The organism is Candidatus Diapherotrites archaeon, assembly GCA_016205145.1.
GTDB lineage: Archaea > Iainarchaeota > Iainarchaeia > Iainarchaeales > JACQJH01 > JACQJH01.
This window is the reverse complement of the sequence record JACQJH010000001.1, coordinates 32,433-47,416: the sequence shown is the minus strand read 5'-3', so window position 1 is coordinate 47,416 and position 14,984 is coordinate 32,433. Positions and strand designations below refer to the sequence as shown.

Sequence of the window (14,984 nt, the reverse complement as noted above, 5' to 3'; positions counted from 1 at the left end):
ATCTTGGCATTCATACGAATTCAAACAATCCTTTCTGCTGCACTTTCTCGTTCTTGAAGACCGAGTCTATTTCTTCTTCGACCAGGTCAAGGCGCTGTTTCAGGTAATCGCTCAGGCCGTACGTTACGACAATTTCCTTGGCGATTTTCAGGTATTTCCTGACCGAGCCCTGTGCGATTGTCAGGATGATGTTGCCTTTCGCGCACTTGTTGCAATTGCCGGACAGCGGGATTCTCCGGTATTTGGTATTGCAATTCGTGCAGCGGAAGGTCTGCCTTGAAAACGCGCGCGCGTTGCCGATGATGTCGGGCAGGAAATGCGAGAACATAACTCTCTCCAATGCGTCTTTGCCGTCAACCGCAACAATCATGTTCTGGACGCGCGCCTGCGCCTTGATCTTGTCCTCCATGCTGCCAAGCTGCACGTATTTTGAAGAGGATGGCCCGGCGTCGAAAACGCTGGTGTCATGCGAAAACAGGATGCCGCTGTACTGCTCTTTTTTTTCAAGGCGCTGCTTGACTGTTTCAAGTCCGTCGACTTCCGGCGGAAAGCCCTTCAATGCCCGCTCATACAACTGCAAGGGATATTTTGCGCATGTCTCCATTGAATGCACTTCCTCGTCTATTTCAGTCGGCCTCAAAGCGATTGTGAAAACCAATGGCGCGTCCATCCTGCCGCCACGGTGCGAGGGAAGATAGCTTTGCGAAAAGTTCAGCAGGCCGTCCATCAAAAGCATCAGTGAATCCTGGTCGCCGTCGATGTTCCTGCGCTTGCACTGGTGGAAGTACGGGTGGGCGAAGCAAGCCTTTGCCTTCGAATAGCCTATGAGCCTTGCCACGATTGCCGCGGAAGTGTGCGGCGCCAGGCCGAGCAGGAATTCCCCGACAAGGTCCTCTTTTTTCGAATAATTGAACCTGCGTTCCTGGCCGTAAAAATGCTCCAGCAGGTCGTCGGCAAACCTTGAAACTTTGAGGAAAAAGTCCCCGGCTTCCGCGTGAATGACAATGTCCTGCGGGAACAGTTCTACTATCTGGCCTGCGTCGACAAGCTCTTTGCCTTCAATGTCTTTTTCGTATCCGAGTTCCTTTGCCTTTTCAACTGTCAGGCCGATTTCCTTGGGCTTGAAATGAGTGAGCGGCGCGTTGATGAGTTCATACCGCACAGTGCCGTCGCGGAAAATGTGCAGGCCGTGCTTTGACCTCAGAACGCCTTTTTCAAGCGGCTCGCAGACTTTTTCCTCGTTGATCATGCCTTTCACGCCTTTCACCGGATCGGGCACTTTCATGCCCAAATGCTGCGAGGCCTTGAGCAGCAAAGCCGCGACATCGACTTTCCTTGAATTGAACGGCATTGCTTCCCCTGCACAGCGCGGGCATTTGTTTGAGTGGCATTCCTTTCCATCCTTCCTGCACACGAAAAACTTTTTCGTCCTGCCGGAACATTTCACACAGTAAGGGAAACAGGAATATTCGTTGCAGTTTTCGCATTTGAAAAGGCATACCTCCAGTTCAATGCTGCCCTGCGAATAATTGCCGGAAGCTGACTCGGCTGCCTTGTTGATCGACCTTGTCGCGCCGCCGTGCAGGCCTATGGGAAAAAGGACGTGGGGATTTCCTTCCATTTTGCGCGGCGAAGACGCCTCCGGCCTGCCCATGCGCGAGCCGATGAAAGTGCCGCCCTTGTCCCTTATCTGGAGGCCGGAAAGATTGGACAGGAACTGGAAAACGCTTTCAGAGGAAGAAAAGGCATTCCCGGCTTGTTCTCCTGAAAAATTTTCCAGGCCGAGCGTTGCATGGAAAGCCTTGCCCAAATCGCTGTCGAGCTGCAGTGAACCGGAATTCACTGAATGCGGCAGGCCGATCCTTTCAAACAGCGCCTTGAGTTCCGGGTCGTTTGCGAATGAAAACCCGTCACTGCCATTCAGGAGATTTTTGTGCGACAACTCGACGAGCACCCTAGCCTCTTCCTTTGACAGCGCGCAATAATAGTGCAAAAACTTCGGGTGCAGGGGAACATTGAAATCGCGCGAAAAAAGCAGGGCATCGTCGGCGGAAATCACCGGGTTTTGCGCGCGGCCAAGAAGGCCTTTCCGCTTTTCCCCATCAATGCCTTTTTCCTTGAGGCTTTTTTGAAATTCAAGGTCCCACCATTCCTCGCAATAGCCGGGCGGCACCAGGGGATGCGCGGAATACTTGAAATCGCCGAAGGAAACAAGCATGTCCCCCAAAAACAAGACTTTTTCCGTCTGCAGCCTCGCCCGAAACGCATCCGACGCAGTCGAAAGCTTCTCCACATTGCCGTTGAACAGTTTGACGATCGGCCCCTCGATGCTGTCAACTGGGCAAATGCCCGCAGCCTTCCCCGGCCTTTCAACCTTCAGCTGTGTTGCGACTGCAATGAAATCGTCAAGCAGGTGCATGGTTGCGGGATGAATGCCTTTCCCCATTGTGCCCATGTTCCTGCTCCGCCCATACCTGAGCCTGAAGCCGCCGACGCGCATCGGATAGGAAAAAATCGGCCTGCCCGCGGCAAGCCTGTCCAAGTATTTTGCCTCGGCCTTCAATTCCGATTTTCTCGAATCGGCTTTCTCGACTTTTATTATGCCTTCAAGCCACTCCCAGTCAAGCTTGAGCTTGCGCGCATAATTCAGGATTTTCCTCGCCTTCAATGCAATGCCCTCGCTTATGACAAGGCAGGCGCCGCCCCTGACGCGGTTCGACTCCACACGCTGCAGGTTCCTGTTCACTGAAACCTCCCTTTCCTCCGTCGGCTCGCCGTTGATGCAGACAGGGCAGCCGCGCACGATCTTTCTCACTTCATCATCCGAAAGCCTGTACTGCCTGCTGAAAATTTCCTCGTAAACCTGGCACTCCTCGACATACCTTTCAACCTCGTCGTCCGTGGGCTTGTAACGGTCAAGGCCGAGAAGGGCGCGCGCATAATCGCCCAGAATGAGCGGCAGGACAGTTGCAGTTCCTCCGGCGGCGCGGATGGGACCCGCATAATAAATGTCGACAAACTTCGAGCCGTCAAGGTTCTGCGAAACAAGGACTTTCGGCACGCCGTCAAGCGGGGCAATCACAACGCCTTCAGTCATGAGGACAAGCGCTGTCCTGATTGCCTGCTCAACCCGCTGTGACGTGTCCGGGATCTCGCACCATTCCTGGCCGATTATTTCGCGGAAAATCTGGAATGTCGCCTTCTCCCTGTCGTTGCCGTTTTTTGCATAGGCCTCGCGGTATTTTTCGGCAACGCCCTTCGGCCCGATAATGCTTTCGGTCCTGTCGGCAAGGTCCTGCGTCGGAGTTGTTTCAATGTCCAATGAAATGTCAAGGCCTTTCGCCTTCGCCTTTTTCGCAATGCCAATCTGCGAAAAAACCCTTGAATTCATTTCCGAATAATACTTTTTGACGTGGTCAAAAGCCAGAATTTCGGCCGCCTTTTTCCCTTCAGCCACAAAATCTTCAGCCATAAAAAAACACCAAAAAAATTCAGCCTGTTTCCTCTGCCGCAAAACGCTTTTCCGAAATCTTCCTTGTCGACAGGTCAATGACCGGAACTATGCCCGGCGTGGGAACATGGCCCTGTTTGACCTGGAAGGCCGTTCGGCCCTGGAAAGTGCCGCTGTTCAGGACGGTCGTGCCGTGATACGAATCATAGCCGTTGTGGTGCAGGTCGCCGGCAAAGAACAGGTCCGGAACCTCGCGCAATGTCATGAAATCGTGCTTTTCCGGAACGTAAGGGTGCTTCAAGCCGTAAGTCGGCATCAAATCGCGGCGCTTCAAAAGCTCGACAAGCGCCTGCTCGGGCTTGGAATAGCTGAGATTGCTGACGCTGCTGTACAAATCGTGCACCGAGCCGCCATGGTAGAGCAGTGTTTTCAGCCCTTCGATTTCAATCATGCTCGGCGAACCCAGCAGGTGGATATTTTTCAGGCCGGCAATGCTCTTGACAAGCTTGTGCTGCAATGCAGGCATCGGGTCCGCGTTCCGCACAGCATCATGGTTGCCTGGAATGATGAAAACCTCTATGTATTCGGGAATCTCAAGAATCTTCGAGCAAAAATCATCGTACTGCTGCCAGATGTCCTTTATGGCAAGCTCATTGATCTGGTCGGGGTAAACCCCGATTCCGTCAACATTGTCCCCCGTAACGACAATGTACTTTATCCTGCCCAACTCTTCCAGATCCTTTTCGGAGCCGATGTTGCCGTTGATCCACAACAGGAACTTGCTGAAAGGCTTGTCCAGGAAAAGCTTGCTCCCGCAATGCAAATCCGAAATTGCTGCAAGCGAAACATTCCTGGAAGCGCGTTTCTCCGGCCGCATCGGAACGTCGGGCCAGAAAATCTCCTTGGCAATCACCATTTCATCCGAAAGCTTCGAAGCCTTGACTCCGATGACGTTGTCAGGCAGGATTGTCTCGCCGAACTTTGTGAGCGGAACATCATTTTTTAGAATCAGGACAATGCACTTCGATTCAAGGTCTTCAACCTCAAACGCGAGATGGCCGTTCTTTGTAACCCACTTCCGGAAAACCATTGCAACGAAATGCGCTTCGCCGCGGTTTGCAACGGAACGCAGCCGGTTCAACGGCTTCGGCAGAAAGCCGGGCCTCGCCTTCAAAACATTGCCCAGGATTTCAAATTTGCTCCTGAAAAGGTTCAGGAAATCGGACACCTTTCCCTCGGAACAGCTCTTGTTCGTAACATCCGTTTCCTCGAAAACCCTGAAATTCGGCTGAATGTCCTTTGCCACAGGCTTGAACTTCGAGAACTGCACTGAAACTGTCTGCTCGTCGACAAGGCTGATTTTCGTCTTGACCGTCTTGCGCTTCACGTCTTCCTCGCGCACCATAAAAACGTTTTCAGCGGCAAGCTCTTCGAGGATTTTCTGGAAATCCTGGCGCTCCGCCAAAATTTCCAGGGCCTGCGGTGACAAAAGCAATTGCTTCCCGCCGGCAAACGCGAGAATCTTTTTTTCGAAGTCTTCCTTTGCAAGCAGTTCCAAAAAGCTCACTTGACCTTCTCTTTCACCGCTTCAAGCAGGGAAATGAGGGTCCAGATTTCCGTGCGGGTATGGGAAGGCATGTTGATGTCATTGCTGATGTCGTCCAGGAGATAGATGGCGCCGGAAAAATTCACGCCGCCGTCCTCGAAGGCCGAAGCCTTTGCCTTGGCGTCCTCGATCACGGCCCTGATGTTGCGGGGCACGCTCCGGTCAGAAAGGATTTCCTCCATCAGGCCAAGGCAGTCCTCGACTTCCTTTTTCAGTTCGGGGGAAAGGGACTTCTTGACAGCCATCCAACATCACTCATTTGCAGCCAATGCGACAACTAACAGGCCAAGCGGACAAATAAATTCAATCCCCTCGGCTCAAAACGGTGCAATATCGAATAATAAACGATACCCATTTTAAAGGCAGGGGCAGAACGCCGGAAAAAGATTTTACGTTAGCTGGCGGCCCTTGGCTTGAATCCCTTCACGCCCGCAAGCGTTTCCACAACCGCCTTCTTCAAATCAGAATAATTTTCAAATCCGCAGACAATCGTTTGCGCGCCCGAATCGGCGAAAGCGTTTTTCGCGGCTTCAACCTGCCCTGTTTCGGCGATGTCCGACTTGGAAATTGCGACAAGCTTTTTCTTTCCGAAAGCCGCGAGTTCCGAAAAAAGCTGCCTCTGCACCCCGATCGGACAGCCGCACTGTTCCGTTGGGTCGGCGACAAAAACGACCAGGTCCGGCAGATGCTTCAAGGCTGAAACCGCCTTCTTTTCAACCGGATTCCTTTTCTCTTCCGGCCTTTCAAGCAGGCCGGGCGTGTCGACCACCACGACTTTCTGCCAGCGCTGTTCGAACGAGCCCACAAGAATGCCCTTGGTCGTGAAAGGGTACGATGCAATCTTGGGCTTGGAGTCGGTGAGCGCGGCAAGCAGGGTGCTCTTCCCCACATTCGGAAAGCCTGCAAGCAGGACAACCGGCAGTGAAACGTCTATTTCGGGGAATTCCTTCAATTTTTTCGCGGAATCGTTGAATGTAAGGATGCTTTTTTCCAGGTCCTTCACAAGCGATGAAACCCTGCCGAAAAACTCGGTTTCCGCGCGCCCAACGGATTTTTGCGCGGAAGCGGAAAACTTGATTTTCTTGATATTCGATATTGACTGCTTGCGCATCCTGTCAGCCAGATTCCTGACTGCGGTGATCTGGCCGAGCGCCTTCCTTGTCCTGTCCACGTCGATTGTTGACTGCGCAAGCTCGCTGCTGAAAGGGTCCAGTCCATACAGCTTCGGAAAGCTTTCAACAGCCTTTTCCAATGCATCCACAAGATAGTCGGCCGCGACATCCAGTTTCTGGATCGACCTTCCCTTGGCGTCGGCAAGCGAATGCCTTTCCTTTTTCATTGCCGAAACGTGCTTGGACGCCCTGCGGAACGCGACATCAAGCAGCTGCTGTGGCGTTGCCAGAAAACCGATTTTAAAAGCCATCAGGGAACACCAAAAAAAACGCCCGGCGAATGCAGGGAATAGCTATTTTTAATTGTTTTCTTGTTTTTAATCAGTACTATTGCTTTTGGCCGACGACCGATTAGAGTGAAAGCATGAAATTCCTTGAAACCTTTTATGACGGAAACTACAAGAGATACCTGGCAGTGCCGGCCATACTCGCGGTTGTTTTCCTGCTGATGGTTTTTGCGGTGCCCGGGATAAAGCAGGGCATAGAGCTGACCGGCGGAACGATGATAATTTTCAAGACCGACAAGCCCATCGACCAGGAAAAGCTCACCCAACTGCTGAGCAGGAATTTTGAGCTCAGCGATTTGAGCGTTTCAACCACGACCGCAGTCAACGGCTACGGTGTCAACATACAGTTCGCAGAAAACAAGACTCTGAAGCAAGCACAGCAGGAACTCGACTTGGCGAAAGCCGAACGGAAAGCCGGCAATGATGCGAACGCAAAACAGCACGCATTGAAGGCAATAAGCATTGCCGCGCCAAGCCAGAAAGCAGGAGAAGCGGGCGAAACGGAAGAGCTTATCGCCCAGGCAGAGGAAGCCCTGAACTCGTCCAAGGAAAAATTCTTTTCAAGCATCCAGGCCCTGATAATAAAGGAATTCGGAATAGGCGAAGACTCCGCCTTCCAGATAAGGGAAGTGGGGCCGGCGCTTGGAAAAACTTTCTGGAATACCGCGCTGACGGTAAGCCTGACCTCACTTATCCTCATAACGGTTGTAATCTTCGTTTTTTTCAGGGAATTCATTCCAAGCGTCGCAATAATCCAGGCGGGCATATTCGACGTTCTTGCAGCGCTCGCATTGATGGCTTTCTTCAGCATTCCGCTGTCGCTTTCAACGATTCCGGCCTTGCTGATGCTATTGGGTTATTCGGTTGACACGGACATAATCCTGACCACAAAAGTCATGAAAAGGAGCGGCAAGAGCGCGGGGCAGAGGGCAGTTGATGCGATGAAAACCGGCCTGACAATGACGTTCTGCGCAATGGCAATGCTGTTGACAATGATGGTGCTATCCTACGCGAACCAGATAACAATCATATTCGAAATAGCCGCAGTTCTGCTGTTCGGCCTCGCAGGCGACCTCATAGCGACCTGGCTGGCGAACGCGCCGATAATACTGTGGTACGTTGAATCGAAAGGCGCAAAGGGCAGGGATTGAATTGGCCAAAGGCTTGCTTTCAAACTGGAAAATCTGGCTCCTCGCAATCCTCATCGTCGCGTCCATAGGCCTGATCACGACAAAGGGCATCAAGTTCGGCATAGACTTTTCGGGCGGAACGCTTTTCCAGATACAATTGTCGGAAAAGGTCGACAGCCCCGACGAAATGAGCAAGATAACAAACGTGCTGTTCCAAAGGCTCGACAGCCTCGGCCTCAAGGACACGAAGGTTACAAGCTGGGGAAACGAATACGTCATAGCGCAGATAGCCGAAACCAGCCCGGAAGAGGTTGAACGCATACAGTCATTGCTGCAAAAGCAGGGCAAATTCGAAGTGACGCTCAAAGGCGAAACCGTCTTCACGGGCGGCGACATAATAAAGGTGCAGAAAAGCGCGAACGCCGGCTACGGCGTAAGAAGCGCGGACAGCGGCAGCGGAGTGATGTGGCTGCTGCCATTCATACTCAACGACTTTGCCGCAAAAAATTTCGCGGAAAAAGTTTTCCACAAGTGCACGCTCACAGGCTTCGACCCGCAGGCAAACCAGCAGCAGTACGACTGCGAACGCACGTACTTCTACATCGACAGGCCGAAAAACGCGGTTCTCGTGCTTCCGGCCAAAACATATGAAAGGGACAGGCAGATTTTCCTGGCCGGAAACCAGCTCAAAAACATTCCCGGCGAAACCCAGATAGAGGAAGTGCTGGAAAACGCGGCGCTCCCCAACTTTGTCGACGCAAACGGAATGCTCACCGAAGAACAGCTTGAAAAAATCAGGGAACTCAAAAAAGACAATCCAACTGCGATAGTGCCCGACAGCATTTCCCAGAAAACGGTTGAACAGCTTTCGGCCGAGGGCTTCAAAATAAAAACCGTTGAAACCCCCGAAGCATCGGACAACGTGCCCTGGCTGTGGCGCGCAACAGGCATGAGGCAGATAATCTCGCTAAGCGAAGACGTAACCAACATGGACAAGGATTCCGTCGACAAGATACAGCCGCTGTCGGAACTGCTGATAAGGGGCTTTGACACCAATGCAAAGGACGGGCAGCAAAGCCTGCAGGAACTCACGGTTCTGCTGGAATCCGGTTCACTGTCAGTTGGCGTCGAGGGAATTTCAAAAGAGACAATCTCGCCATTGCTCGGCAAGGACTTCCTGTGGAACGTCGCGCTCATGGGCATAGTGGGATTGCTGGCAGTTGCCGCAGTCCTTTTCATCCGCTACCGCGAAATAAAGCTTGCCTTGCCGATCCTTGTGACCGGCACAAGCGAAGTCGTGCTCATACTCGGATTTGCTTCTCTCATAAACTGGAACCTCGACCTGTCAGCGGTTGCAGGCATTCTCGCAGCCGTTGGAACCGGCGTCGACTCGCAGATAATCATTGCCGACGAGCTGATACGCGGGGAAGTCGGCGCAACGGAAACGTCCTTCCTCAACAGGATAAAGCGCGCGTTCTTCATGATTTTCGCCTCGGCTTCGACGCTCATAGCGACGATGGCCCCGATAATTTTCCTTGGCTTCGGCTTGGGCAAGCTGGTCGGCTTTGCTGTTACCGCCATTGCCGGCGTACTCATCGGCATAACAATAACGAGGCCGGCCTTTGCGGAAATCGCGAAAAGCCTTCTCGCGGACAAGGAAAAAAAGTAAGCCAAAAAAAAAGCAGAATTTGCAGGTCGGGCCAATCTCATTCTCACAGCAGTTCGTTGAACCGCCTGATTCCCGCGAACCTTTTTGTCAGCAAAAACCAGACAAGGATTATGGCAATTGACATCGCAAGCCAGGAAATCATGTGCAAAATCTCGGCTGCCCCGATTCCCCAGTAAACTCCCGCCGAAACAACCAGCAGGAGCCTGGCAAAGTTGACCGCAAACAGCAGCAAAGCCCCCGCAAAAAAAAGCAATAGCTTCTTTTTCATTTCCGGCCTGCGCAATGAAAAAACCACTGACGCCAGGATTATGCCTGAAACAAGGCCCGTGCAGCTCTCGGTCATGACAAACGATCCGGATTCCACGAAAATCAGGATGCCGTTGCTTTGAAGGCCGAGAATCGAGGAAACCGCTTTCGTAAGCCATTCCTGCAGGAACAGCGGCGGAAAGGACAGGAGCAGGAAATAAAGCAATGCGAAAAAGCCGAAAAACTTCGCCGCAAAAACAATTACGCTTCTTTTCACCATGGAACCCGCTTTATCCTCATTTTGAAAGCAAAATAGTTCGCGGCCTTGTGCATGAAAACAGTGAGCACCAGAAGCACTGCGATCTCAGCCAAAGAAGGAACGCGCAAAAACCACGAAAAGAACAGCCCGCCCACGACAAAATCAAGCTGGTCTACGAGAAAAAGCTGGGCACCCTGCTCGAAGCCCATGCGGCGCTTGAAAAAGCTCTTCACAACGTCACCGAAAACCCCGCCCGCGGAAAGCACCAGGCCGAAAAACGCGTAATCCGGATAAAACCACGCTATGCGCGGGAAGAAAAAAAACGAAATTGCGATTGCAGACAGAAAGCCGATTGAAACGCCCATGACCGCGCCCTTGAAAGTTTTGCCGTTGCCGAGCCAGGGCTTTCCGTCAAAAAATTTTGCGCCAAGGTCGATCGGCGTCCTGCCGTGGAAAACCATGGCACAGGCGTTGCTCAGGTAAAGCGGAACAGCATAAAGAAGCACTGCGAAAAAAACTTCAAGCATTCCTTCCCGAATACAATTTAAACATTATCAACTTTTATCTTTTGCTGGTGCGGGAAATGAAAAAAATCATAATCGCAATGGCTGCTTTTGTCATCCTCATTGTCGCGATTGCGCTTGTTGCCGCGCTCGCAATGCCCGGAGCCGGGCAGGGCGTGGTGCCGGGGCTTTTCAAGCCGGACCAGGTTGCCGTCATTCCGCTGAAAGGCGAAATCTCGTTCGACCGGCAGGTGCAGGGCGGGCTGTCGGCCGACGAAATAGTTGCAAGGCTTGACGAGGCGGAAAACGACCAGGAAACCGGGGCAATCGTATTGGACATAGATTCGGGCGGCGGAAGCGTTGTAGCCTCAAAACAGATAGTGAAAAAAATAAGGAAAATGAAAAAGCCGGTCGTTGCCTGGATTTCCGAAATCGGCGCGAGCGGCGCATACTATGCGGCGGCCGCAGGCAGCTATGTAATGGCTGACGAGGACTCCATAACCGGAAGCATCGGCGCGGTAATGTTCGTGCCAAACGTGCAGAGGCTGCTTGGAAACATCGGAATCGACGTCAACGTTGTCAAGGCGGGCGCAATGAAGGACATCGCGAGCCCGTTCAAAGGCATGACCGAAGAAGAAAGAATTCTGCTTGAACGCCTTGTGCAGGACTCGTTCCAAAGGTTCAAAGGCGACATAATAAAGTTCCGCGGCGACAAGCTCGACACCAGGAAATTCAACGCAATCGCCGACGGCAGGATACTGTCAGGAGAACAGGCAAAAGAAATCGGCCTGGTCGACGGCTTCGGCACAAAAGAGGACGCCATAAAAAAGGCTTCCGCAATGGCCGGCATCCAGGGCGAACCAAGAATAAAGGAATATTCCAAGGACTTTTCACTGTTCGAACTGCTGTCGGAATCCGGCAGGAGCTTCGGCGAAGGGCTCAGGCAAAGCATGGAAGCCCCGGTCCCAAACGGCCCCGGAATCAGAACATAGCGAAAAACCAGCCGAATGCAAGCGCCAGAAGTGCGCCGAAAACCGTGGCGAAAAAATTCACGCTGTTGTTGTCAAGCAGGCCCTTTCCCTGGAAAAACGCGCCCAGAAAAGAGTCGAAAACACTGCCGAAAAAGCCGCACAAAAAAACAACAAAAGCCAACGGAAGGCTGGCGAAAAGGAAAAAATGCATTGCTGCCACAAGCAGGCCGCCCGCGCACGCCACAAGCAGGCCGAGAAAAGTTATGCCGCCGTCCGTTCCGGCTGGAACGCGCCTGAAATCCGTTATCATCACGGGCGAATCGGATGAAAGGCTGCCGAGTTCCGAGGAAAAAGTGTCAGCCAAAGCCGCGGAAACCGCGCCGAAAAACGCGAGCGGACTGCCGGACAATGCCGCAACAGTCGCAACCAGGCCGTTTCCGAAAATGTTTCCCATTGAACGCGCCTCAAAACTGCCCCTGCGCTTCAGCCTGGAAACCCGCGTGACGGCCTCGGCGGCGAAAAAAACAACAGTGAACGCCAAAAACAGCGGCAATCCGCCGCCGACAAAAACCATTATGCCGAGGGCATTCGCCGCCAGTATGCCGAAAAAATCAAGCGACCTCTTGCGGAACGCAACAAATGAGACTGGCGCGAGGACAAAAAACAGGATCAAGACTTCGGCAAGCCCGGTCATGCAAAAAAACCTGGAAAAAAGAAAGCTGAAAAGAAATTTAAAACCAAGAGCGGCACGGCCCGTCAGGCGGACTGTTCACTGGCGGTTTCAGGAGCCAAAAAAGACTTGACGATTTCAGCGCGCTTGACCGGCGCGATTTCCTTCGCCTTCTTGAAAACATTCGCGGAAACCAGGCCGAAAATGAGTTCCTGGATGAGCTGGTCGGAAGGCTTTCCGCTGCTGTTCTTCTTGACAATATCCGCGATGGCGTTCCTTATTGCCGTGCGCTTTTCGCCCTCGATCTTCCTCGCAGAAACAACAACGGTTTTGACCCGGATGTTCTTGCCGTCGGACGAGACAACGTTCTGCACGACTTCCATCTTGCTCGACCTTCTCCTGATGACCCTTGCCAAATGCGATGGATGTATTTCATGGCCCGCGAGAATTGTTGAAACATTCGTGCCCTGCACGTCGGATGCCCTGAAAAAAACGGTTATGTGGCGCTTCTGCCTCTGCGAAGTCAAATCAAAAAGATTGACCTTGACAACCCTGCCAAGAATGCCCTTCGGCTTTTCAGCCGGGGTTTCGCCGATGGGTTTCTGGCTGAACTCCCTTGAAGCGAGAATCGTGAACCATTTCTTTTTCTTCCAGGTGTCAATCGCCTTCTTGGTCGGCTTGACAACCTTCTTTTCCTCGCCCTTTTCCGCTCCAGCAGTCTTTTCCTTTTCAGCCATAAAAAACACTCAAAAATCCAAAACCAAAAAATCATTTTTCCGCAGGCAAGGCCATTATCGCCTTGTCGCCCGACTCAAGAAACTCTTCAATGCCCGTGCATGAAAACGAGTGCGCAAGCCTGCCATTGCACTCAAGCCTGAAACCCGTGTTCAAAACAAGCCCCGCCATCAAAATCACTTCACAAGCAAAGCCGCCTTTTCCTCGGTGAAATGCCAGTCTTTCGGCAGCCTCTTCGCCTTTGTGTAATATTTGAGCAGGCGCCTGATTTTTGCGACAGTCAGCTGGTAACCGCGCTTTGCAGTGAAATCCTTCCTGTTCCTGTCCAAATGCGCCTTGATTTCAACAGACCTTCTGATGAGGCTCATCAAATCATCCGGAATCTCAGGCAAAATCTTGTGCGCTTCGAGGATTTCCGAAACAGTCTTCTCGGTTGCCGCCTCGACATCCGGCACGCCGTACTCGTCGCGCAGCATTAAGCCGATCTGCGAAGCCGAATGACCCGCGTTCGCCAAGCCGACAATTGCTTCCTCGATGTCCTTGACGGACATCTTGACCCAGGCCTTCTGGACCTTGTCCTTTTTCGACTTTTTGGCCTTCTTTGGCTTTTCCTCGGCAATGCCGGATTCGGCCCTGACCTGCGCCTCAACGGACTGCTCTTCCATTGCCTGCGGCTGTTCAAATGCCCTTTCGCCTTCAGAATCTTCCGCCTGGTTTCCAAGCCGTGCCATAACCATCAAACCCACAATAAAATTAAAACCAATGAACTAAAATGCCCCTTCCGCCCATTCCGGCGCAGAAGAGAAAACAAAAACTGAGATTAGAAAGTATGCCCATGAAAGCTTTAAATAGCTAATGTTCCGGGTTTGCCGCGATATAACCATCAACCGCGGCTTTTTCAACGAACCATTTCTTGCCCACGCGAAAGCAACTGCCGGAAAAAACCGAAAAAACGCTTCTTTTTCCCAAACCGGTCAGTTCCCTTGCCCTGACCACGGAAACCGCATTCTCAATTTTTTGGACAAAATGTTCAGGAACACAATTAAAGCGCCTTGCCCCCACGGTTACAACAACACCCCCATCAATTATGCCTTGGTTTATGAAACCGCGCAAAGTGGGTTGTGAAAATCCGGTTCGCCTGAAAGCGTCCTCCAAGGTCACAAAACCATTCGGGACATTCGCATAAAGCGCCCTGCCGCCCTTAGCCAAAGATGCGTTATAAGAATTGACCGTTGCCTGCATAGCGGCACGTTCGACCCGCAGCTCGGACAACCGCCCGACAATATAACTTTCACGCCTTGACATTGCAGTGACGGAGTCCCTCAATGAAACCGCCCACCCCCTCTCCCTGTCGCTTATGTTCTTTCGAGCCGCCCTTACGCCCTCTCCGCGTTCAATTTTGCCACGAACATTGGAAAGCCCGGCTTCAACACCATTCCTTTCAAGCGCCTTGCGATTTAGGGCACCTAAGAATTCAGGGGAATTATCAGAACGATAATCAGACCGCAGTGCTCTATACTCGGCGTTCAAGGCATCCAAACGCGCATCAAGGGTTTGTTCCGCGGCGCGCAGTTCCGGCAAGGTTAGACCAACCGAACCAAAAACTATTTTCCGGTATTCCGCGACAGCCCCATTCTTTTTCTCGCTTAATGTTTCCAGTTCAGAGGAATAGCTGTGCAAAAGCCCGTCAATCCTGGCAATTTCGTCTTTGGGCCTTGGCCGGCTTCTCGCCCTATTGGCCCACTCGGTCTTATTCCGTTCAAACAAATCACGCGGAACAAAAAGCGTGTGCTTTGTCCTGTTTTCACCCAAAAGGTCAAGCTCGGAAAGTTGTATTGTCGGAATGGAATATTCCGAAATCACCTGAAGCGCCCGTTCCCTGCTGAGATTGAGGCCGGCGGCAAATTCCTCGGAATTTACATAATTCTCAACAAACCAATTGGTGAATTCAACTCGCCCCTCTAGACGTTTAATCGACTCAGGCGTAAGAATTAACTTTTTGCCAAACGGCTGCGCCTCAACAAACCCGCACGAAATCAGCTTTGACACAGACTTTCGTGAAATGCAGAACCTTGTTGCGGCGTCCGCTATGCTCAAGCCAGAATTCAGAAGCCCGCGCACGCGGGAAATTTCCTGCGTTGAAACATGCCAGCTTCCGCCAACTTTCAATGCCTCCAAATGGCCCGCTGAAATCGCGTCATACAATTGTTCCCTTGTATGTTTAAGGCGCTTTGCTGCAACACCCATAAGCCGAGTCGTTCTCCCAACAGACTGCCCCATAAAAA

At 52.1% G+C, this 14,984-nt stretch carries 14 protein-coding genes; 3 read left to right on the top strand and 11 right to left on the bottom strand.

Annotation, left to right across the window (positions count from 1 at the left end; translation table 11 throughout):
* Positions 1-10 precede the first annotated feature (10 nt).
* The 4 genes from HY394_00270 to HY394_00255 form a co-directional block, all read right to left on the bottom strand.
* Complete coding sequence (locus tag HY394_00270) at positions 11-3,472, bottom strand: DNA polymerase II large subunit (GenBank protein ID MBI4052453.1); 3,462 nt, start codon at positions 3,470-3,472, stop codon at positions 11-13.
* Positions 3,473-3,491: 19 nt separating this feature from the next.
* Positions 3,492-5,018 carry a metallophosphoesterase gene (locus HY394_00265; protein MBI4052452.1) on the bottom strand — a complete coding sequence of 509 codons (1,527 nt, stop codon included), beginning with the start codon at positions 5,016-5,018 and terminating at the stop codon, positions 3,492-3,494.
* Entirely contained in the window at positions 5,015-5,302 is a 288-nt protein-coding gene (locus HY394_00260) for a UPF0147 family protein (protein MBI4052451.1), read from the bottom strand. The genes HY394_00265 and HY394_00260 overlap by 4 nt, the downstream gene beginning before the upstream one ends.
* A gap of 149 nt (positions 5,303-5,451) precedes the next feature.
* Entirely contained in the window at positions 5,452-6,480 is a 1,029-nt protein-coding gene (locus HY394_00255) for a 50S ribosome-binding GTPase (GenBank protein ID MBI4052450.1), read from the bottom strand.
* A gap of 113 nt (positions 6,481-6,593) precedes the next feature.
* On the opposite strand from HY394_00255, the gene HY394_00250 reads away from it, so the two are divergent.
* Positions 6,594-7,667 carry a hypothetical protein gene (locus tag HY394_00250; GenBank protein MBI4052449.1) on the top strand — a complete coding sequence of 358 codons (1,074 nt, stop codon included), beginning with the start codon at positions 6,594-6,596 and terminating at the stop codon, positions 7,665-7,667.
* 1 nt (position 7,668) lies between these two features.
* The gene (locus tag HY394_00245; protein MBI4052448.1) at positions 7,669-9,315 is read left to right on the top strand and encodes a hypothetical protein; all 1,647 of its coding nucleotides are present in this window, start codon (positions 7,669-7,671) and stop codon (positions 9,313-9,315) included.
* A gap of 43 nt (positions 9,316-9,358) precedes the next feature.
* Here HY394_00245 and HY394_00240 read toward each other — a convergent pair whose 3' ends face one another.
* Positions 9,359-9,841: an archaeosortase/exosortase family protein gene (locus HY394_00240; GenBank protein MBI4052447.1), complete on the bottom strand. Its 483-nt coding sequence runs from the start codon at positions 9,839-9,841 to the stop codon at positions 9,359-9,361.
* Complete coding sequence (locus tag HY394_00235; GenBank protein MBI4052446.1) at positions 9,835-10,347, bottom strand: CDP-2,3-bis-(O-geranylgeranyl)-sn-glycerol synthase; 513 nt, start codon at positions 10,345-10,347, stop codon at positions 9,835-9,837. The genes HY394_00240 and HY394_00235 overlap by 7 nt, the downstream gene beginning before the upstream one ends.
* Positions 10,348-10,394: 47 nt before the next feature.
* On the opposite strand from HY394_00235, the gene sppA reads away from it, so the two are divergent.
* Entirely contained in the window at positions 10,395-11,315 is a 921-nt protein-coding gene (gene sppA / locus HY394_00230; protein ID MBI4052445.1) for a signal peptide peptidase SppA, read from the top strand.
* Here sppA and HY394_00225 read toward each other — a convergent pair.
* From HY394_00225 to HY394_00205, 5 genes are all read right to left on the bottom strand, one after another.
* Complete coding sequence (locus HY394_00225) at positions 11,305-11,988, bottom strand: DUF92 domain-containing protein (GenBank protein ID MBI4052444.1); 684 nt, start codon at positions 11,986-11,988, stop codon at positions 11,305-11,307. The two genes, sppA and HY394_00225, sit on opposite strands and share 11 nt — an antisense overlap.
* A gap of 62 nt (positions 11,989-12,050) precedes the next feature.
* The gene (locus HY394_00220) at positions 12,051-12,701 is read right to left on the bottom strand and encodes a hypothetical protein (protein MBI4052443.1); all 651 of its coding nucleotides are present in this window, start codon (positions 12,699-12,701) and stop codon (positions 12,051-12,053) included.
* A 31-nt stretch (positions 12,702-12,732) separates the two neighbouring features.
* Entirely contained in the window at positions 12,733-12,870 is a 138-nt protein-coding gene (locus HY394_00215; protein ID MBI4052442.1) for a hypothetical protein, read from the bottom strand.
* Between the two features lie 5 nt (positions 12,871-12,875).
* Positions 12,876-13,430 (bottom strand): 30S ribosomal protein S15, encoded by a 555-nt coding sequence (locus tag HY394_00210; protein ID MBI4052441.1) that lies wholly within the window; start codon positions 13,428-13,430, stop codon positions 12,876-12,878.
* A gap of 121 nt (positions 13,431-13,551) precedes the next feature.
* Positions 13,552-14,979: a hypothetical protein gene (locus tag HY394_00205; protein ID MBI4052440.1), complete on the bottom strand. Its 1,428-nt coding sequence runs from the start codon at positions 14,977-14,979 to the stop codon at positions 13,552-13,554.
* Between the last annotated feature and the right edge of the window lie 5 nt (positions 14,980-14,984).